The following is a 20407-nucleotide window of genomic DNA, read 5'->3' as shown; positions in this document are numbered from 1 at the left end:
GAAGGAGTTCGATCATGGAATCGAAGCACGAAAAGGGACTTAGCCGGCGCGCGCTTCTGGGCGCGACCGCGGGCAGCGCGGCCATCGCCGGCGCGTTCGGCGGCCGGCTGGCGCTGGCGCCGGCGGCGGTCGGGCTTGGCACGGCGGGTGTCGCCAGTGTCGGCGGGGCCGGTGCGGCTATGGCAGCCGCGGGCGACGGTGCGGTCGCGCCGGGCCAGCTTGACAGCTATTACGGGTTTTGGTCCTCGGGCCAGACGGGCGAGGTGCGCATCCTTGGCATCCCCTCGATGCGTGAGCTGATGCGGGTGCCGGTCTTTAACCGCTGCTCGGCCACCGGCTGGGGCGTCACCAATGAGTCGATCCGCGTCCATGAACGCAGCATGACCGAGCGGACGAAAAAACAGCTCGCCGCCAATGGGAAACGCATCCATGACAACGGCGACCTGCACCACGTCCATATGTCCTTTACCGAGGGCAAATATGACGGCCGTTATCTGTTCATGAACGACAAGGCCAATACCCGCGTGGCGCGGGTACGCTGCGACGTGATGAAATGCGATGCCATCCTTGAGGTGCCGAACGCCAAGGCCATCCATGGTCTGCGCCCGCAGAAATGGCCACGCACGAACTATGTCTTCTGCAATGGCGAGGACGAGGCGCCGCTGATCAACGACGGCACCACGATGGAGGACCTGTCTACCTATGTGAACGTCTTTACCGCCGTCGACGCCGATAAATGGGATGTCGCCTGGCAGGTGCTCGTCTCGGGCAACCTGGACAACTGCGACGCGGATTACGAAGGCAAATGGGCCTTTTCGACCAGCTATAACTCGGAAATGGGTATGACGCTGGCCGAGATGACCGAGGCCGAGATGGACCATGTCGTGGTCTTCAACATTGCCGAGATCGAAAAGGCCATCGCCGCCGGTAACTATCAGGAACTGAACGGCGTCAAGGTGCTGGACGGCCGCAAAGAGGCAGGCAGCCTTTTTACCCGCTACATCCCCATCGCCAACAACCCCCATGGCTGCAACATGGCGCCGGATAAAAAGCACCTTTGTGTCGCGGGCAAGTTGTCGCCCACGGTGACGGTGCTGGATGTGACCCGGTTTGACGCGCTCTTTTACGAAAACGCCGATCCCCGCAGCGCCGTGGTGGCCGAGCCGGAGCTGGGTCTTGGCCCGCTGCACACCGCCTTTGACGGGCGGGGCAACGCCTATACCTCGCTGTTCCTCGACAGCCAGGTGGTCAAGTGGAACATCGAGGACGCCATTCGCGCCTATGCCGGCGAAAAGGTCGATCCGATCAAGGACAAGATCGACGTTCACTACCAGCCGGGCCACCTCAAGACGGTGATGGGCGAGACGCTGGACGCAAGCAACGACTGGCTGGTCTGCCTGTGCAAGTTCTCCAAGGACCGGTTCCTGAACGTCGGTCCGCTGAAGCCTGAAAACGACCAGCTGATCGACATTTCGGGCGACAAGATGGTGCTGGTTCACGACGGCCCGACCTTTGCCGAGCCGCATGATGCGATCGCCGTTCATCCCTCGGTCCTGTCCAATGTCCGCTCGGTCTGGGACCGTAACGACCCGATGTGGGCCGAAACCCGCAAGCAGGCCGAGGCCGATGGTGTCAACCTTGATGAATGGACCGACACGATCATCCGCGATGGCAACAAGGTGCGGGTCTATATGACCAGCGTCGCGCCCAGTTTTTCGGTCGAAAGCTTTACGGTAAATGAAGGCGACGAGGTCACGATCATCGTCACCAACCTTGATGAGATCGACGACCTGACCCACGGCTTTACCATGGGCAACCATGGCGTTGCGATGGAGATCTCGCCCCAGCAGACTTCTTCGGTGACCTTCGTGGCCGCCAATCCGGGCGTCTACTGGTATTACTGCCAGTGGTTCTGCCACGCGCTGCATATGGAGATGCGCGGGCGCATGATGGTCAAGCCGAAGGCGGGCTGATCCGATGCGCTGGCTGTCCCCGATCCTTGCCCTGCTGCTGGCCTGTCCGGCGCTGGCCGCCGAGCATGTCGTCATGCCGGGCGGGGACAGTCTGGCGCGCGCCATCGCCGGGGCTGTGCCCGGCGATGTGCTGCAACTGCAGGACGGGACCCATGCCGGTCCCGTCACCATTGATCGGCCGCTGACCGTCACAGGCACGCCCGGTGCGGTCGTGGACGGGCACGGGCAGGGCACGGTCATCACCATTGCCGCACCCGATGTCACTTTGCGCGGCTTTTCCGTCACCGGTTCGGGCGGGGTGAACAAGGACCTCGACGCCGGGGTCAAGATCCTCAAGGGCGCCGACAGGGCCCAGATCCGCGGGCTGAGGCTTAGCGGCAATATGCATGGCATCGACGTGCATGGCGGCCGCGACGCCCAGGTCATCGGCAATGAGATTATCGGCACCCGCCACCCCCATATGAATGAGCGGGGCAACGGCATCTATGTCTGGAACAGTCCGGGCACGCTGATCGAGGGCAACAGCATCCGCCATGGCCGCGACGGCATCTTTTCCAACGCCAGCGCCGACAGCATCTATCGCGGCAACCTGTTTCGCGACCTGCGCTTTGCGGTGCATTTCATGTATACCCGCAATACCGAGGTGTCGGGCAATATCAGCATCGGCAACCATCTTGGCTATGCCATCATGTTTTCGGACCGGGCGGTGATCCGGGATAATTTCAGCCTTGGCGACCGCGAACACGGGCTGATGCTGAACTATGCCAACAATGCCGACGTGACCGGCAACCTGATCCGGGGCGGCACGCGGAAATGCCTTTTCATCTACAACGCCCATCGCAACCTGATCTGGAAGAACCGCTTTCAGGATTGCGGCATCGGCATTCACTTTACCGCGGGGTCGGAACGTAACGTGCTGACCGGGAACGCCTTTATCGGCAACCGCGAGCAGGTGAAATATGTCGGCACCCGCCATGTGGAATGGAGCCATGACGGGCGGGGCAATTTCTGGTCCGATCATCCGGGCTTTGACCTGAACGGCGACGGGATTGCCGACGGGGTCTATCGCCCGAATGACCTGATGGATCACATCCTATGGTCTCAGCCTGCCGCCGCGCTGCTGACCGGTGCGCCCGCCGTACAGCTGATCCGTTGGAGCCAGCAAAGCTTTCCCGCCACCCTGCCGGGCGGCGTTCAGGACAGCGCGCCGCTGATGCGGCCGCTCTCCATCCCCGTCCCGCCCGAGATCGAGGCCTATGAGCAAGAGGTTGCCGGGCGATGGGCAAAAGGAACTTATGATGAATTCGACCCTGACGATCTCGCGACTCACTAAACGCTTTCAGGGCGTGAGCGCGCTCAGCGAGGTGTCGCTGAGCCTTGGGCCGGGGATGCGCGTCGCGCTTTTGGGCCATAACGGTGCGGGCAAATCGACGATGATGAAGATCATCCTTGGCCTGATCCCTTTCGACGGGGGGCAGGTGCAGGTCTGCGGTGCCGCGCCCGGTTCGGCCCGTGCCCGCGCGCAGGTAGCCTATCTGCCCGAGAATGCGGCCTTTCACCCCGCCCTGACCGGAGAGGAACAGATCCGCCATTATCTTTCGCTGCGTGGCGAAAGCCCGCGCCGGGCGTCGGAACTGCTTGAGCGGGTCGGGCTGGGCCGGGCGGCAGGGCGGCGCATCGGCACCTATTCCAAGGGCATGCGCCAGCGCGTCGGTTTGGCCCAAGCGCTGATCGGACGGCCAGGGCTGCTGGTGCTGGATGAGCCGACCTCGGGGCTGGACCCGGTGTCGCGGCGCGATTTCTATGCGCTTCTCGACGGGCTCGCGGCCGAAGGGGCGGCGATCCTTTTGTCCTCACATGCGCTGACCGAGGTCGAGGCCCGTACTGATCGTATCTTGATCCTGTCGCAGGGTCGGCTGGTGGCCGAAGGCACGCTTTCCGATCTGCGCCGCCGCGCTGCGCTGCCGGTTGCGCTGATCGTCACCCCCGCGCCCGATGCGGCTGCTGCGCTGGCCGCCGCGCTGCCGCAGGCGCGGCAGGCGGATGACGGAACGCTGCATCTGACCTGCGCCCAAACGGAAAAGCTGGCGCTGCTTGCGCATATCGCCACGCTTGGGCCGCAGGTCGCGGATCTTGAGGTGATCCCGCCCAGCCTTGAGGACATCTACAGCCATTTCAGCCGGAGAGACGGGCAATGATCCGCCGCATCCTTTCCACCGCCGCGCTTGAGTTCCGCATCGCGTTGCGCAACCGCTGGGTGGCGATTGCTATTGGTCTGATGGTGATTTTTGCACTGGTTCTGGCGGCGGCAGGTGCTGCGCCCACCGGCGATATCGGCGCCGACCGGCTGTCGGTCACAGTGGTTTCGCTGACCTCGCTGGCTGTCTATCTGGTGCCGCTGCTTGCGCTGCTGATGAGCTTTGATGCCATTGCCGGAGAGGTCGAGCGTGGCACCCTGCCGCTGCTTTTGACCTATCCGGTCGCCCGGGCCGAGGTGCTGGCCGGCAAGCTTGTCGCGCATATGGCGATCCTCGCACTGGCGGTGGGGGCGGGCTATGGCGCGGCGGCGCTGGCGGCGGTCTGGGTCGATCCCGCCTCGACAGCGGGGCTGCCGGCGCTATGGCGACTGATGTGGAGCTCCACGTTGCTTGGTGCCACGTTCCTCGGCGTCGGCTATGCGCTGTCCTGCCTTGCCCGGCGGCCGTCCGGTGCGGCGGGGCTTGCGGTCGGGCTGTGGCTGGGTCTGGTCGTGCTTTACGATCTGGGCCTGCTTGCGATGATCGTTGCCGATGGTGGTGGACCGCTGACGGGCCGGGTGCTGCCGGTGGCGCTGCTTGCCAATCCCGCCGACGCCTTTCGCCTTTTCAACCTTGCCGCGGCCGAGGCTGCCAATGCCGCCGCTGGCATGGGCGGGGCTGCTGCGACGATCCCGCTATGGCAATCGGCGCTGTCGGTGGTTCTTTGGCCGCTGGCTGCACTGGGGCTTGCCATTGCCGCTTTCCGAAAGGTCACGCCATGAGAAAGGCGTTTGTGTTCATCCTGCTTTGCGGCCTTGCCGCCTGCCGCGAAGAGGTCGCGCAGAACACCGACCCGGTCGAGCTGAATGCCGAAACACTGGGCCATTTCTGCCAGATGAACCTGCTTGAACATCCCGGCCCCAAGGCGCAGGTGCATCTTAAGGGCCTGCCGGGGACGCCACTGTTTTTCAGCCAGGTCCGCGATGCCATCGCCTATGCCCGGATGCCCGAGCAAAGCCACCCGATCCTTGCCATCCACGTCAATGACATGGCCCGCCCCGGTGCCAGCTGGGACGAGCCGGGGCAGGGCAACTGGATTGCTGCGGGGGATGCGTTCTATGTCCTTGGCTCGTCCCGCATGGGCGGTATGGGCGCGCCCGAGGCGGTGCCTTTTTCCAGCCGCGCCGCGGCCGAGCAGTTTGCCGCTGCGCATGGCGGTCAGGTCATGCGTCTGAATGACATCCCCGACGCAATGGTCCTGACGCCCGGGGATGCCGCCGCCGACAGCGGCTCCGAGGCTGAATTCCAGGACCGCCTGCGCGCACTGAACCAACCCGAGGAGCCTGCGACATGAGCCTTTCCCGTCGTCGCTTTCTGACCATTTCGGCTGCCGCTGCCTTGCTGCCCGCCACATTGCAGGCCCGGCCCGCGCGCCATTGGGTCGGGCAGGCGCTTGGCGCCCGCGCTGCGATCCACATCGACCACCCTGACGCCGGGGCCATCACCGCCCGCTGCCTGGCCGAGATCGAGCGGCTGGAAAACATCCTTAGCCTTTATCGCCCGGAAAGCGCACTGTCGCGCCTGAACCGGGATGGGGCGCTGGACGCTCCGCCATTTGAACTGATCGAATGCCTGTCGCTTGCTGGCAGCGTGCACCGCGCAAGCGGCGGGTTGTTTGACCCCAGTGTGCAGCCACTCTGGTCGCTTTGGGCCGAGGCTGCGACCCAAGGTCGTCGTCCGGCCAAGGCTGAGCGTCGCGCGGTGCTGGCCCGGATCGGCTGGCAGGGCGTGTACCTTGATTCTGGCCGCATCACGCTTGCCCCCGGCATGGCGCTGACGCTGAACGGTATCGGTCAGGGCTATGTCGCCGACCGCATAGCCGCGCTGCTTGAGGCCGAGGGGCTGAGCAATATCCTGATCGACACCGGCGAATTGCGTGCGCTGGGGGCGCGGCCCGATGGCGCAGACTGGCCAGTGCAGCTGGCCGATGGTGGCAGTACCGCGCTGCGCGGCCGGGCGCTGGCGACCTCGGCTCCGCTGGGGACCTGTTTCGATGCCGGTGGGCAGGACGGGCATATCATCGACCCGCACAGCGGTATGCCGGCGCGGCCGGTGTGGCGCGGGGTCAGCGTCTCGGCCCCCGGCGCGGCGCTTGCGGATGCGCTTTCGACCGCGGGCTGTCTGACCCCGGACAGGCTGGCGCTGGACGGGCTGCTGTCAGCCTTTCCCGCGGCCCGGCTCGAAGCCGCACATATGGCAGGCTAGGTCGGCGGAGCAGAGCTAATGGACGACCTGGCGCTGGCCCGTATCCTGCATGTCGTGGCGGTCCTGATGTGGATTGGTGGCGTCGGTTTCGTGACGCTGGTGGTGATACCGGCGCTGCGCCGGCTTTACCCCCCGGACAGGCGGCTGGCCGCCTTTCACGCGATCGAGGGTCGGTTTGCCCCGCAGGCGCGGCTTTGGGTGCTGCTTGCCGGGGCAAGCGGGCTGTGGATGATCTGGCGCGGCGCGATGTGGGGCCTCTTTGCTGATCCCTCGTTCTGGTGGATGCACGCCATGCTCGCGGTCTGGCTTGTCTTTGCTGTCATGCTTTTCGTGATCGAGCCGCTGTTTTTGCACCGGCGCATGGCGACCTCACCCGACCCTGCGGCGGATTTCGACCGGCTGGACCGGATGCATCGCCTGCTGCTTGCCGGCTCGATCATCGCGGTTATTGGGGCGGTGGGTGGTGCGCATGGATTGTTCTGATGCCGATTTGTCGGGCACAGCCCCTTTAATCCGGGCAGAAAACCAGATTAACTGCCCAGCATATGGGCAAATCTGGCGCTGCTGCAATGAACTGGGACGACTTTCGGGTTATCTCTGCCGTCTATCGGACTGGTTCGTTTGTCAGGGCGGGCAGGGCGCTGCAGATCGACGAAACGACTGTCGCCCGCCGCGTAGCGCGGATTGAAACCGCCCTTGACGTCTCGTTGTTTGAGCCTGCCGATGGGCTGCGTCGGCCGACAGCGGCCTGTATGGCGATCATGCGCCCGCTGCATGATATGGAATCAGCGGCTGAAAGCATTCGCCGCCTGCTTGACCAACAGCATTTTGCTGAACGGGTGCTGCGCATCACTACTATCGCCGCCATCGCCGAACATTGGCTGGCCCCGAAACTGCCCGACCTTTTGGCCGAACTGCCAGAACTGACGCTGAGCATCGATACCTCGGACAACAATGTCGAAATGTCGCGATGGGAGGCCGATCTGGCCCTGCGCCTTGGAAGGCCCAAAAGCGGCGCTTTCCTGATGCGCCGGGTCGGAGAGATCAGCTTTTCCCTGGTCCGGCCCTGCACCATGGCGCCGGATACCGAGATGCTTGCCGCCTATCCCCAGATCCTTGCCGACACGCCCGAGATGGCGGGTCTGTTCACCGTGGTCAAAGACCGACCGATCCGGGTTGAGACCTCGAACCTGAACCTGATCCGGGCGATGCTGGCAAGCGGCCGGGCGGCGGGGATGTTGCCCGATCTGATGGCCCGGGATCTGGCGCGGCTCGACAATGTGATCGTGACGCCCATGTCGGCTTCACGCGAGATCTGGCTGCTGACGCAGCCCCATCTGCGCAACGATCCGCTGGCGCGCAGACTGTCGGAATGGTGCGCGACGCTGTTCCCTGCGCGCCGGGACGCAAAGACATTCGCAACCAAAGGATGAGTTGCCGCGCAGGTCAACCCGCAGTGTCCCTGAAATCAACCAATTGAACTGACTAAGTTATCTTCCGAACTGATTCGTTTCCTCTGCAACCGGCGTTTTTGCGGCCCCCGGCTGCAGAAATATGAATTTCGCCTGCGGGCAACAGCCTCCAGTCTGTGGTTGCGTCGGGTTCCGGCGATCTTTGGCGCTAACCGTGGCGAAAGGTCGCAGGGCCCCGGGGGACCGAACGAGAGGAGGCGGACGGTGACTTCGATTGACGATTTCCGATTAGGGGGTATTCAGACAGATGGCGTAGCGGACTGCACCGTCTTTCCCGGCAGCTTTTCCCGGACAAGCCGGCTGGCCATCATGGCGCTGGCCATCGCGGCTGGGCTTGGCGGAGGCCTGATTTTGCACAATAGCGGCTCGGGTATGGCGCTGTGGGGTTGCATTGGTGTTGCGGCTTTTCTGGGCGGCCTTTTGTCCACATGGTCACCCTGCGGCTATTCCTCGATCTCGCTTTTGCGGCCGACGGGCAAGGGTGCGCGGGCGCTGGTCGACTGGCTGCCGACCTTTGCCATGCATGGGCTTGGCTATGTCGCAGGGGCGCTGATCCTGGGCACGTTGCTGGGTGCCTTGGGGATGTCGCTGGGCTTTTCAGGCTTTACCAGCGGCTTTGGCCTGGCAGTGCTGGCGCTGATCGGGCTGGTTTATGGCGCGCATCAGCTGGATTTCCTGCGCGTGCCCTATCCGCAGCGCCGGGCGCAGGTGCCGCATGACGCCCGCCAGCGGTTTCCGAAATGGGTGGTCGGCGGACTGTACGGTTTGTCGCTGGGGCTTGATTACCTGACCTATGTGCAGACGCCGCTGCTTTACATGATGACCGCAGCTGCAATCCTGACCGGCAACCCAGTCGAGGCCATCGCCATTATCGCGCTGTTCAATCTGGGGCGCTTTCTGCCGGTGGCTGTGAACCTGTTCCCGGTGACGGATTACGCCATTCAGGCATGGCTCGGACGCAATCAGGAACGCGCAGCCATCGCTGACGGTGCCATCCTGACCGCATTGGGCGCGGCTTTCGCCCTGCTGGCGATGATCTGACAATTAACTGAAATCTCTCACTTTTCCTGTTCTCCCTCTGTCCGGGTTCCCGGATGGGCCGGGCGAACACATCCCTGGGAGGAAAACCATGGCTCTTTCACGCAGAGCGACGATCAAGGACACACGGCTTTGGGGCCTGTGCGCGACCACATTTCTGCTGGCAACGGGTGCGGCTTTTGCGCAGGACAGCAGTCCGGACGAGACAATGACCGAGGGCCAGCGCGCCGCTGCCGAGGCTGCGCGCCAGCTTGCGGCGGGTGAGGCTGACGAGCCGGTGATCCTGAACGCGCCAAAACCCGATGCCCGGCGCGTCTATGTGCAGGACCCGGCCCATTTCGCCGCGGTGACCCAGCAGTTCGTCATCGACGGCTCGACCGGAGAGGTCCTTGGCATGACCGATGGCGGCTTTCTGCCTCAGCCGGTCGCAGCCAATGACGGCTCGTTCTTTGCGCAGGCGAGCACGGTCTATTCGCGCATCGCACGCGGTATCCGCACGGATTACATCGAGGTCTTTGATCCCGAAACGCTGGAACCTACCGCGGATATCGAGCTGCCCAAGGACTCGCGTTTTCTGGTCGGCACCTATCAGTGGATGAATGCGCTGACGCCGGACGACAAGAAATTCCTGTTCTATCAGTTCTCGCCCGCCCCGGCGGTTGGCATCGTCGATCTTGAGGCCAAGAAGTTCGACCGCATGATTGATGTGCCGGATTGCTATCACATCTTTCCGGCCAGCCCGACGGTCTTTTACATGAACTGCCGTGACGGCAGCCTGGCGCGGGTCGATATCGCGGGGGATGAGCCCCAGATCTCGAACAGCAAGGTCTTTCACCCCGAAGAAGAGCTGCTGATCAACCATCCCGCATATACCAGCCGTAGCGGCAGGCTGGTCTGGCCGACCTATACCGGCAAGATTTACCAGATGGATCTGACCGCCGAAGAGGCTGGGTTCCGCAATCCGATCGAGGCCTTGACCGAGGCCGAGCGCGCCGAAGGCTGGGTACCGGGTGGCTGGCAGCAGGTCGCCTATCATCGTAGCTCTGACCGGATCTATCTGTTGGTGGACCAACGCGCCGAGCATAAGCACAAAACCGCAAGCCGCTTTGTTCTGGTGCTGAACGCCGCGACGGGCGAGCGGATTGCCAAGATCGAGATGGGCCACGAGATCGACTCGATCAACGTCAGCCAGGATGCCGAGCCGCTGCTTTACGGTTTGTCGGCCGGGACACAGACCCTGCACATCTATGACGCCGCCTCGGGCAAAGAGCTGCGCAGCGTCAACCAGCTGGGCCGTGGGCCGCAGGTCCTCATCACCCATGACATGGAGTCATGAGATGGCGGCGTTTTTGCACGAACCGCTGATCCTCTGGACGCTACGCAGCTTTCTTGCGGCGCTGTTCGCGACGGCTGCAATCTCCAAGCTCGCGGGGATCGAAGAGTTCTATGGCGTGGTGCGGAATTTTCGCCTGCTGCCCGACTGGCTGGCGCGGGCCGTCGCGATGGTCCTGCCGGTGGCAGAGCTGGCCGTCGCGGTGGCGCTGCTTGTTCCGGCGCTGGCGCGGCCCGCTGCCCTTGTCGCGGCGCTGCTGCTTGCGATCTTTGGTCTGGCCATCGCCATCAACGTGCTGCGCGGGCGTACCCAGATCGACTGCGGCTGTTTTCGCGGCGGCGTGAAACAACGCATCAGCTGGCTGGTCGTTGGTCGCAACGTCCTGCTGACCGGGCTGGCGGCTGCGGTGGCCGCGCTGCATCCCTCCGCACGTCCGGCCGGGCTGGCCGAGCTTGCAACCGGGCTGATCGCCGGGGCCGTGCTCATGCTTCTTTACTTCAGCGTATCGCTGCTGGGCGGGCTCTCCGCCACGCAGAACGCAACCTCTACAGCGAAAGGCCGCTGACATGACCTATCTGATTGCTTCGAACATTCTGCTTTGGATCGCCTTTCTGGGTGTCACCATGGTCATGCTGGGCCTTATGCGCCAGATCGGGCTTTTACATGAGCGCTCATCGCCCATGGGCGCGATGATCACCGACCACGGTCCCGATATCGGAGATCAGGCCCCCGAATTCGACCTGCCCGATTACTTCGGTCGTCCGGTCCATATCGGCGGTGCTTCGGCCGAGGGGCGTCCGACGCTGCTTATGTTCACTGCGCCGACCTGCCCGGTCTGCGACAAGCTGTTCCCGATCATCAAATCCATTGCCCGGGCCGAAAAGATCGGCGTGGTGATGATCAGCGACGGTGCGCCCGAAGAACATGCGCGTTTCCTCAGGAACCATGATCTTGGCCAGATCCGCTATGTCGTTTCGGCTGAAATCGGCATGGCTTTCCAGGTCGGCAAGATCCCCTATGGCGTGCTGCTGGATGCGAATGGAGAGATCAAGGCCAAGGGGCTGACCAACACGCGCGAGCATCTGGAAAGCCTGCTTGAGGCTGACAAGACCGGCTTTGCCTCGCTGCAGCAATTCATGGCCAGCCGCAAAAAGAACGCGGCCTGACCCGGCCGTTTCCGTCTCGACCCAGGCAGAGGGAGGATTAACGATGCTGGGGAACTTCAGATTTGACGATATGGTCGAAAGACTGTCCCGCCGGGTGGCCGGCCGCACCAGCCGCCGGGGTGCCATCGGCCGCCTTGGCGCGGTGCTGGCGGGGGCTGCCATCGTGCCGTTGTTGCCGGTGGATCGCCGCGGCCGCGTCAGCCGCGCCAATGCTGCCTCGGCCCCCGAGGGGGCGGATCCGCGCGCCAAATGGCAGCCGCAGGATCATGACGTGCAATCCTGCGACTATTGGCGGCACTGCTCGATCGACGGCAATATCTGCGATTGCTCGGGCGGTTCGCTGACCAATTGCCCGCCGGGCACCAAGCTTGCGACCGCGTCCTGGGTGGCCAGTTGCTATAACCCGACTGACGGGCAAAGCTATCTGATCGCCTATCGCGATTGCTGCGGTGCGAATGTGTCGGGCCGTTGTCCGTGCCTCAACACCGAGGGCGAACTGCCGGTTTATCGCCCGGAATTCGCCAATGACATCATCTGGTGTTTCGGTGCCGAGGATGACGCCATGACCTATCACTGCACCATCTCTCCTATCGTCGGCAAGGCAAGCTGACGATCCCGCCGGACGCGCTCCTCCGCCTGAGGCTCATGCGCCCTGGCCGCGTCCGGCACCCCGTACCTAAAGAGGACTTTTCCATGAATTTTGCCAAAACGTCGCGGTCTGTGCTTGCCGCTGTGATGCTGGTGGCGACCGGCGCCCTTTCTGCCCTGGCTGACGGGGCCATTGCGCCCGGTGGGTCCGTCTTGACCGCCGCCGATGTCCCGGCCGACGCCATCATTGTCAATATCGACAAGATGAAATACGACCAGCCCGAACTGACCGTTCAGGCAGGGGACACGGTCTATTGGGTCAACCGCGAGGTCATGCCCCATAACGTCGCCTTCAAAAAGGGCGTGGTTGGCGATGATGCCTTCAAGGGTGAGATGCTCAAGAAGGATCAGGCCTATGCGATCACCTTCAATGCGGTGGGCAGCTATGAATATCACTGCACACCCCACCCCTTTATGCGCGCCAAGGTGACGGTCGAGTGACCGGAACGGAAAGGAGCCGCCCATGTGGATCCCCTATGACATCCGCGCCGCACTTAAGGTTGAAAGCAGCCGGGACAGCATCAGCCTGTCACGGGCCGACGCCCGTATGCGGGAATTTCTGGTCGGCTTCTTTCTGCGCAACCCGGTCGCCCAAATCTGGGAGCTGGATCTGTTTGTCCCCGAGGATCTGCACCTGCCTCAGATCGGGGATCAGGCCGAAGGCGGCGCCGGGCCAGTTCGGATCAGCCTGCACGGCAATCAGGGCGGCAAGCTGGCCGAGATCCTGTGCCGCCTTTCGGCCCCTTCGGCCGAGGAGGCGCTGGCCCGCGCCCATGCCGCGATCAAACCGCGTATCCTGCGCTATCTGATGGAAACCGGGCGCGGCATGGCCATCGCAGGCTGGCGTATCGCCGATCTGACCCATGATGCGCGCTGGCGCTGCACGCCTTTCCGCCCCAGCGCCCTGCAGCTGGATCTGGCCTCGCTGGCCCCGGTTGCGCCCGATCTGGTCCCCATTGTCACCTTGTTTCAGCGTGCCCGTAACGCCACCGATGCGGCAAGCAGGCTGATGGCAGGCTTTGCGGTCCTGCACGCCGCCGCGACCGGCCACGCCGCGCTGGCGCGCTCGGGTGCGGCCAGCCTGAGGGTCAGCGAAGAGATGCTGATCCACTCTGGCGCCATCAACGCGCCCGAGGATTTGCAGGGCATAGGGCTGGCGGATCTGGTCGGATTGTTGCGTCCCCATCATGACCGGCTGTTCACGGCAGAAGGGGTGCTTGCACCGCTGGCCGACGATCTGGCTGCACAGAAACTCCTTTCGCAACTGGCCAATCTGGCCGATCTGGTCGCCCATCGTCTGATCGTGGCCGAAACTCGCGCCCGCAACCATGCCGCGCCATCGCTGGTCGGGCCCGAGGGGGTCGGGGTCTGAACGCCATGTCTTTTCCGCGCTCCCTTTCGCCTTTTTTGCTGGTCCTTGCGCTGATCGGGGCCGTGGTAACGGTCGGCGCGGCGACCGGGCGCACCCCCCGCCCAACCTCCGGGCAGGTGCAGCACGATCTGACCGAGCTTGGCCAACGGCTGTTTCATGATCCCGCGCTGTCGCGGAACGGCACCCAGTCCTGTGCCACCTGCCATGATCCCGAGTACGCCTTTACCGACCCGCGCGAAGGGGTGGCGGGCCGGGCGGTTTCGCTTGGCGATGACGGCGTTTCCTATGGTGACCGCAATACGCCGACGCTCAGCTATGCCGCACTTAGCCCATCGTTTCACCGTGACGCCAAGGGCCGCTACAAGGGTGGGCAGTTCTGGGACGGGCGGGCCGATGACCTTGAGGATCAGGCCGGCCAGCCGATGCTGAACCCGGTCGAGATGGCGATGACTGACAAGGCGGCGGTGGTGGCGCGGCTGCGTGACGAGCAGGGCTATCAGGAAAGCTTTGCCGCGCTTTTTGGTCCCGGCGCGCTTGATGATGTGGACAGGGCCTTCAAGGGGGCCTCGGCCGCGCTTGCGGCCTATCAGCGCAGCCAGGAATTCATGCCCTTTGATTCCCGCTTTGACCGCTGGCAGCGCGGCGAAGAAAGCCTGACCCCGCAGGAAGAGTTCGGCTATACCGTCTTTATCACCTGGAACTGTCGGTTGTGCCACCAGTTGCAAAAGCAGGGCGTGGTCGAGCGCGAGACCTTCACGAGCTTTGAATATCACAACATCGGCGTGCCAGTGAATCCCGGGGCCCGTGCAGCCAGCGGTCTGGGGCCGGATCATGTCGATCTGGGGCTGCTTGCCCGTCCCGGTATCGACGATCCCGCGCAGGCCGGGCGCATCAAGGTGCCGACCCTGCGCAATGTCGCTGTGACCGGGCCCTATATGCATAACGGCGTGTTCGAGGACCTGCGCACTGCCGTTCTGTTTTACAACAAATACACCAGTCGCCGGCCTGAATCGCGCATCAATCCCGAAACCGGTCGGGATTGGGGGCAGCCCGAGGTGGCCGAGAACCTGTCTCTGCCCGAACTGCAATCGGGGCTGATGCTGAACGATGCGCGGGTCGATGCGCTGGTGGCTTTTCTCGAAACGCTGACGGACCGCCGCTATGAGCCGCTGCTGGCCGAACAAAAGCGCATCCGCAAGGAGACGGCCCCGACCGACTAGAGCCCGAAAGGAACGCAGGATGGCATCCAGCAAGCGCAAGATGACCCGCCGCACGGCCATGCAAGAGATCGCGCGTGGCGCCGGGGCGGCCTGTCTGGGCGGGTTCTCTCTGGCGGCGCTGGTCAGATCGGCCTCGCATGCTGATGCCCGCGCCCTGCGCCCGCCCGGAGCCCTGCCCGAGCCCGATTTCCTGGCCGCTTGCGTGCGCTGCGGGCTGTGTGTGCAGGCCTGTCCTTATGACACGCTGTCGCTTGCTGAATGGGGGGCAGAGGCCGCGGTTGGCACGCCCTTTTTCACCCCGCGACAGGAACCCTGTTACATGTGCAGGGACGTCCCTTGCGCGCGTGCCTGTCCGACCGGGGCGCTTGACCGCGAGATACCTTCGATCCGCGATGCCGATATGGGCGTCGCAGTGCTGGTCGGGCACGAGGATTGCCTGAATTACAAGGGGATGAATTGCAGCATCTGCGTCCGGGTCTGCCCGATCCGGGGCGATGCGATCACCCTTGAACCGGGCGAGGTGGACGGCCGCAAGATCATGATCCCGACCGTGCATTCGCGCCATTGTACCGGTTGCGGGACTTGCGAAAAGCATTGCGTCACCGGCCATGCATCGATCCGGGTACTGCCGCGCGATCTGGGTCTGGGCGGTCCGGGGCGCAACCGCGCGGGCAGGCCGGCATGATTGGCCCGCTGATCAGTGAGAGCCGACGGCTCAGCCTTGGTAAGCGGGGCTGGCTGCGCAGCCATAAATGGTGGCTGCTGCGCCGGTTCAGCCAGATAACCCTGCTGGGGCTTTTCATGCTGGGGCCATGGGCGGGGATCTGGATCGTGCGCGGCAATTTCGCCGCAAGCGACATCGCCGGGCTGGTGGTGCTGGCCGACCCTTATATCGTCGTGCAGGGAATTTTCGGCGGCGCCATACATGCCTGGCCGGTGCTAAGCGGCGCGGCTGTGATCACACTGGCCTATCTGGTCCTTGGCGGGCGGGCCTATTGCGGCTGGGTCTGCCCGGTCAATATCGTCACCGACACGGCCTTTTGGCTGCGCGAAAAGACCGGGCTGACGCGTGACCGCAAGCTTGACCGCCGCAGCCGGCTGGTCATTCTGGCGGGGACGCTGTTTGCCTCGGCCCTGACAGGCGCTGTGGCGTGGGAGTTCGTCAATCCGGTCAGCCTGCTGCAACGGGCGCTGATTTCGGGTATCGGCTTTGGCTGGAGCATCATTCTGGCGGTGTTCCTGCTTGACCTATTTGTCTCGCGGCGGGCGTGGTGCAGTCATCTTTGCCCGGTCGGAGCATTTTATGGGCTGATCGGGCGGGGCGCGCTGGTCCGCGTCTCGGCCACAAGGCGCAGCGCATGTACTGATTGCGGCGCCTGCTTTAACATCTGCCCCGAGCCGCATGTCATCGTCCCGGCGCTGAAAGGGCGGGGCAGTCCGCTGATCCTGTCCGGCGATTGTCAGAACTGCGGCGGCTGTATCGACGCCTGCCCGGTCGATGTGTTCCAGATCTCGACCCGCCGGCCGTGGCTGCAAACCGGGGCTGCGGAATAGCTGGCAACCTCTACCCCACGAATAATTTATTGTGGGGTATTAGAGGTTCTGCTATCTTACCCCACGAATTTATCTTTGTGGGGTAATCATGGTGCAGCATCTTTCCCCCGTGGCTGTGGCAGCATGGACCGATCTTTTGCGGCATCTCAAGGACGCTGCGGTCAGTGAATTGCACGGTACGCCCCGGCTCAAGACGATCGGGCAGAAAAAATACTGGTACGATCATTTCCGCCTCGGGGACCGGATCATCGACCGCTATATCGGCGAGGACAGCGATGAATTGCGCGCGCGTCTGGAACAGCTTGAGGCCTTGCGCGCGGCCGAGCGTAACAGCCAGCGCGAACGTTCGCGCCTGATGCGCATTCTGCGGGCCGAGGGCTGTTTGATGACCGACCGTGGTTCTGGTCAGGTGATTTCGGCCATGGCACGGGCCGGGGTATTCCGGCTGGGCGGTACGCTGGTCGGGACCCAGGCCTTTCGCTGTTACGAAGGCGAACTTGGCGTCCGTATCGGTTTTGACCAGACCGCAATGACCGACGATATCGACATCGCGAGCTTTCAGCGCCTGTCGCTGGTTCTGGGCGATCAGGTGACCGAGCCATTGGCCGAGGTGTTTCGCGACCTGCGCTTTGACCCTTTGCCAGCCGTTGACGGACAGCGGGTCTGGCGCTGGCGTCAGGGTGAGCAACAGACGCTGGTCGAGTTCCTGACCCCCTGTTTCGACGGCACCGAGGGGCTGCGCGATCTGCCCGCACTTGGCGTTTCGGCGCAGAGCCTGCATTACCTGAACTACCTGATTGCCGATCCGATCCGGGTGCCGCTGCTATATCGTTCAGGGTTTCTTATTCAGGTGCCAAGGCCCGAGCGGCTTGCCATCCATAAGCTGATCGTTGCCGACCGCCGCCGTGACGGGCCTGATACGCTGAAATCGCGCAAGGATCGGGCGCAGGCCGAATTCCTGATCGACGTTCTGGCCGAGGAACGGCCCGATGATTTGCGCGACGCCTATGAAACCGCGCTAGAGCAAGGCCCCGCATGGCGAAACCGGCTGGCCGCGTCGTTGGGACGGATGCCGCATCTGCGCGCGCGGCTTGAGGTGCTTTAGCCCGGCCGGAAATCGGCGGGGCGGATGCCGTGGCGGGTCAGCTTGTCATAGAATGTCTTGCGCGGCAGCCGCAGCCTGGCCATTGCCTGCGTGGCATTGCCCTGGGCCAGTCGCAGCGCCTCGCGGATCAGTTCGGCCTCATATTCCCCGACCAGATCGGCAAGCCCGGGGGCCTCATCCCCCTCGGCCGGCGGGTCAAAGGGGGTTAGCCCCAGCGCATGGCTTTCGGCGAACTGCTGCAATTCGCGCAGATTGCCCGGCCAGCCATAACCGACCAGCCGCGCCTTGACTGCACCGGTCACTGGCGCGACCGGCAGGTTCAGCCGGGCCGAGGCCGCCAGCAGGAAATGGCGAAACAGCTCGGGAATGTCCTCGCGCCGCTCGGCCAGCGGAGGCAGAGTCAGGGTCGCGCCTGACAGCCGGTAATACAGATCGCCCCGAAACGCCCCGGCCTGCACCAGACGCGGCAGGTCGGCGTGGCTTGCGGCAATGACCCGCAGGTCCAGAGGTCGGGGGGCCGCGGTGCCGGGGGGCTGGATCTGGCGCGCCTCGATCAGTGCCAGCAGGCGGGCCTGCAAGGGCGGGGCCAGCGCCTCGATTTCGTCCAGATAAAGCGTGCCGCGATGCGCGGTCTCCAGCCGGCCGGGCTGGCGCGGGCCACGGCCCTGCTGCTCGGTCCCCAGCATCTCGGCCTCAAAACGTGCCTCGTCCAGGGCGGCGCAGGCGATATGGACAAAGGCGCGGGCGCGGCGCGGGCTTTGCCGGTGGATGGCGCGGGCCACGGTTTCCTTGCCCGAGCCGCCGGGGCCAAGGATCAGCACGTCGCTGCCTGCCTCGGCAAGGCGCGAGATCGTCTCGCGCAGATGCTGCATAAAGGGGCTTTGCCCGATCAGCCGGGTTTCGCGCGCAGCACTGTCCTGTTGCTGGCGGCGCAGCGCCCGGTTTTCCAGCACCAGCGCCCGGTTCGAGGCCGCCCGCGTCAGCGCCGCAGCCAGCGTGTCGCCGCCAACCGGTTTGGTCAGAAAGTCATAGACCCCCTGTTTCAGGGCCGCGACTGCCATCGGCACATCGCCATGTCCGGTCAGCAGGATCACCGGCAGATCGGGGTCAAGCGCATGGATGCGCTGGAACAACTGAAACCCGTCCATGCCGGGCATGCGCACATCTGACAGCACCACCCCCGGCCAGTCGCGACCCAGCCCGTCCAGCGCGCTTGCCGCATCGGTAAAGGTTTCGGCGCGAAAGCCGGCCAGATGCAGCGCCTGCGCCTGCGCCTCAAGCAGGTCGGGATCGTCATCGACAAGGCGGACAAGTGGAGCGTCGGTCATTGAGCTTTCGGCAGGTCCAGATGAAAGGTTGCGCCTTCGCCTTTGCGCGGTGGCTCGGCGGTCAGGCTGCCGCCCAGATCGCGCGCGATTTCTTGCGAGATGACCAGACCAAGGCCCAGCCCCTCGGGTTTGTTGGTGGCAAAGGGGGTGAACAGGCTGGCCGCGATCTGGGGCGCAAGGCCGGGCCCGTTGTCTGAAATACTGATCCGCAGCATCGCCCCGTCATCCCGCAGAGTGACCCGGATTTCGGGACCGGGACGGCCGATAAGCGCCTCTTGGGCGTTTTGCAGCAGGTTCACAAGGATCTGCTCCAGTCTTACCGTTTCGGCCATCGCACGCAGGCCCGGGGGGATCTCGGGCAGGATCAGCCGGATATCCTGAGCGCGCCGCCCGCTGGCAGTCAGCAACAATGCCGCATCCAGCGCCTCTTTGATCGCAACCGGGCCAAGCGTGCCAGTGGCCTTGCGGGAAAAGCCGCGCAATTCGGTGGTGATCTGGGCGATGCGGTCGGTCATGCGCAGCACCTGCGACAGGTTGCGGATGACCTCGGGCGCGTCCTTTTCGCCCAGCATCTGACGACCGTTTTCGGCCAGCAGACGGATCGTGGCCAGCGGCGTGTTCACCTCATGCGCGACGCCGGCTGCGATCTGGCCAAGGGTTGCCAGCTTGTTGGCCTGCACCATCTCGCCCTGCAATTGCGACAGCCGCTGTTCGGCGGTGCGGCGTTCGCGCATTTCGGTGGTCAGGTCACGGGTACGCTCGGCCACGGCGCGCTCCAGATCGGCGCGATAGCGGCGCTCGGCCTCGATCCGGCGGGCGGTGCGGCTACGGATGCGCAGCGCCCAGAACCCCGCGCCGGCAAAGAGGGTAAAGAGAAAGCCAAAGGTCCCCGCCGCCAGCAGGGCCGCCCGCGATGCCTCGGCCGCAGACGCCCGTAACCAAAGCACCCAATCCGCACCCGGCACCGCCAGCCGGGCCGAAACCTGACCAGCGGGCTGGGGCGGCATCGGCATGAAGCGCAGCGCAGGCTGGCTTGTCAGGATCACCTGACCGGAGCTGTCAGTGACAAGCGTGGTTTCCTCGGCCTCAGCCCAGCCTTTCTCCATCGGCTCGAACTCGACCTTAACCACGATGACGCCAAGGGCGTGTCCCGCCTGCGGTATGTCATGCGACAGATAAAGGCCCGGGCGGTTGCTGACCGTACCAAGCGCGAATTGCGTTGCTTCACCGTGGTCCAGCGCATCGGTGAAATAGCTGCGGAAACTATAGTCCGAGCCGACGAAACTGTCCGGTTCATGCCAGTTCGAGGCGGCGATCGCGATCCCGTCGCGGTTCAGCAGGTAGATCACCGCGCTGCTGGTCTGTTCCTTCAGCCGCCCAAGCTTTTGCGAAACCCGGGCGACATTCGCGCGCGAAGGGTCCATCAAAGCCTGCCGCACAGCCGCGTCATCGGCAAGCACGGTTGCCACCACACGCTGTTTGGCAAGAACGCTTTCCAGCGTCTGCACCCGGCTTTGGGCGCTGATTGCCAGCCGCCCGGTCAGTTCGCGCGTGGCACTGGCCTGCGCAATGCGAAAGGTCAGGGCAAGCAGCAGGACAAGCACCAGAACAAGCGCCGCCACAACCATCACCCGCCGCAATGTCAGGCGGGGGCTTTCGCTATGCGAATCGACGGTGGCGACCATGGTTTTCCCGG

The 20407-nt window shown here is 64.2% G+C and carries 21 protein-coding genes; 19 read left to right on the top strand and 2 right to left on the bottom strand.

Going from position 1 to position 20407, the window contains the following annotated elements; translation table 11 throughout:
* The first annotated feature begins 14 nt into the window (after positions 1 to 14).
* The 19 genes from nosZ (at position 15) to M511_RS06370 (ending at position 17383) form a co-directional block, all read left to right on the top strand.
* Entirely contained in the window at positions 15 to 1973 is a 1959-nt protein-coding gene (gene nosZ / locus M511_RS06460; protein WP_010396551.1) for a TAT-dependent nitrous-oxide reductase, read from the top strand.
* 4 nt (positions 1974 to 1977) lie between these two features.
* Positions 1978 to 3306, top strand: a complete 1329-nt coding sequence (locus tag M511_RS06455; protein WP_085501723.1) for a nitrous oxide reductase family maturation protein NosD — start codon at positions 1978 to 1980, stop codon at positions 3304 to 3306.
* Positions 3272 to 4171 carry an ABC transporter ATP-binding protein gene (locus M511_RS06450; protein WP_085501722.1) on the top strand — a complete coding sequence of 300 codons (900 nt, stop codon included), beginning with the start codon at positions 3272 to 3274 and terminating at the stop codon, positions 4169 to 4171. The genes M511_RS06455 and M511_RS06450 overlap by 35 nt, the downstream gene beginning before the upstream one ends.
* Positions 4168 to 4992 (top strand): ABC transporter permease, encoded by an 825-nt coding sequence (locus M511_RS06445; RefSeq protein ID WP_085501721.1) that lies wholly within the window; start codon positions 4168 to 4170, stop codon positions 4990 to 4992. Before M511_RS06450 ends, M511_RS06445 begins: the two co-directional genes overlap by 4 nt.
* Positions 4989 to 5564, top strand: a complete 576-nt coding sequence (locus M511_RS06440; RefSeq protein WP_085501720.1) for a nitrous oxide reductase accessory protein NosL — start codon at positions 4989 to 4991, stop codon at positions 5562 to 5564. The genes M511_RS06445 and M511_RS06440 overlap by 4 nt, the downstream gene beginning before the upstream one ends.
* The gene (locus tag M511_RS06435) at positions 5561 to 6475 is read left to right on the top strand and encodes an FAD:protein FMN transferase (RefSeq protein WP_085501719.1); all 915 of its coding nucleotides are present in this window, start codon (positions 5561 to 5563) and stop codon (positions 6473 to 6475) included. The genes M511_RS06440 and M511_RS06435 overlap by 4 nt, the downstream gene beginning before the upstream one ends.
* A gap of 18 nt (positions 6476 to 6493) precedes the next feature.
* Positions 6494 to 6958 carry a hypothetical protein gene (locus M511_RS06430; protein ID WP_085501718.1) on the top strand — a complete coding sequence of 155 codons (465 nt, stop codon included), beginning with the start codon at positions 6494 to 6496 and terminating at the stop codon, positions 6956 to 6958.
* 86 nt (positions 6959 to 7044) lie between these two features.
* Positions 7045 to 7908, top strand: coding sequence for a LysR family transcriptional regulator (locus tag M511_RS06425; RefSeq protein WP_217809585.1), 864 nt, complete (start codon positions 7045 to 7047; stop codon positions 7906 to 7908).
* Positions 7909 to 8151: 243 nt separating this feature from the next.
* On the top strand, positions 8152 to 8988 hold the full coding sequence (locus M511_RS06420) for a hypothetical protein (RefSeq protein WP_010396572.1): 837 nt from the start codon (positions 8152 to 8154) through the stop codon (positions 8986 to 8988).
* Between the two features lie 88 nt (positions 8989 to 9076).
* Positions 9077 to 10321, top strand: a complete 1245-nt coding sequence (gene mauB, locus M511_RS06415) for a methylamine dehydrogenase (amicyanin) large subunit (protein WP_085501716.1) — start codon at positions 9077 to 9079, stop codon at positions 10319 to 10321.
* A 1-nt stretch (position 10322) separates the two neighbouring features.
* A complete protein-coding gene (locus tag M511_RS06410) occupies positions 10323 to 10883 on the top strand; it encodes a MauE/DoxX family redox-associated membrane protein (protein WP_085501715.1) in 561 nt (186 codons plus the stop codon).
* 1 nt (position 10884) lies between these two features.
* Positions 10885 to 11484, top strand: a complete 600-nt coding sequence (gene mauD, locus M511_RS06405) for a methylamine dehydrogenase accessory protein MauD (protein WP_085501714.1) — start codon at positions 10885 to 10887, stop codon at positions 11482 to 11484.
* A gap of 43 nt (positions 11485 to 11527) precedes the next feature.
* On the top strand, positions 11528 to 12094 hold the full coding sequence (gene mauA, locus M511_RS06400) for a methylamine dehydrogenase (amicyanin) small subunit (protein ID WP_085501713.1): 567 nt from the start codon (positions 11528 to 11530) through the stop codon (positions 12092 to 12094).
* Between the two features lie 83 nt (positions 12095 to 12177).
* A complete protein-coding gene (locus M511_RS06395) occupies positions 12178 to 12573 on the top strand; it encodes an amicyanin (RefSeq protein ID WP_010396583.1) in 396 nt (131 codons plus the stop codon).
* 22 nt (positions 12574 to 12595) lie between these two features.
* Positions 12596 to 13504: a methylamine utilization protein MauJ gene (gene mauJ / locus M511_RS06390; protein WP_085501712.1), complete on the top strand. Its 909-nt coding sequence runs from the start codon at positions 12596 to 12598 to the stop codon at positions 13502 to 13504.
* Between the two features lie 5 nt (positions 13505 to 13509).
* Entirely contained in the window at positions 13510 to 14724 is a 1215-nt protein-coding gene (locus M511_RS06385; protein WP_085501711.1) for a cytochrome-c peroxidase, read from the top strand.
* 19 nt (positions 14725 to 14743) lie between these two features.
* A complete protein-coding gene (napG, locus tag M511_RS06380) occupies positions 14744 to 15409 on the top strand; it encodes a ferredoxin-type protein NapG (RefSeq protein WP_010396587.1) in 666 nt (221 codons plus the stop codon).
* Positions 15406 to 16278, top strand: coding sequence for a quinol dehydrogenase ferredoxin subunit NapH (napH, locus tag M511_RS06375; RefSeq protein ID WP_085501710.1), 873 nt, complete (start codon positions 15406 to 15408; stop codon positions 16276 to 16278). Before napG ends, napH begins: the two co-directional genes overlap by 4 nt.
* Positions 16279 to 16366: 88 nt before the next feature.
* Positions 16367 to 17383: a nucleotidyltransferase family protein gene (locus M511_RS06370; protein WP_085501709.1), complete on the top strand. Its 1017-nt coding sequence runs from the start codon at positions 16367 to 16369 to the stop codon at positions 17381 to 17383.
* On the opposite strand, the gene M511_RS06365 is transcribed toward M511_RS06370, so the two are convergent.
* Both M511_RS06365 and M511_RS06360 read right to left on the bottom strand, forming a co-directional pair.
* Positions 17380 to 18711, bottom strand: coding sequence for a sigma-54-dependent transcriptional regulator (locus tag M511_RS06365; protein ID WP_085501708.1), 1332 nt, complete (start codon positions 18709 to 18711; stop codon positions 17380 to 17382). The two genes, M511_RS06370 and M511_RS06365, sit on opposite strands and share 4 nt — an antisense overlap.
* The gene (locus M511_RS06360) at positions 18708 to 20396 is read right to left on the bottom strand and encodes a sensor histidine kinase (protein WP_085501707.1); all 1689 of its coding nucleotides are present in this window, start codon (positions 20394 to 20396) and stop codon (positions 18708 to 18710) included. The genes M511_RS06365 and M511_RS06360 overlap by 4 nt, the downstream gene beginning before the upstream one ends.
* Between the last annotated feature and the right edge of the window lie 11 nt (positions 20397 to 20407).

The organism is Paracoccus sp. J56, assembly GCF_019633685.1.
GTDB classification, from domain to species: domain Bacteria; phylum Pseudomonadota; class Alphaproteobacteria; order Rhodobacterales; family Rhodobacteraceae; genus Paracoccus; species Paracoccus kondratievae.
Note: the sequence above shows the minus strand (reverse complement) of the source record. Positions and strands in the feature narration are given on the sequence as shown.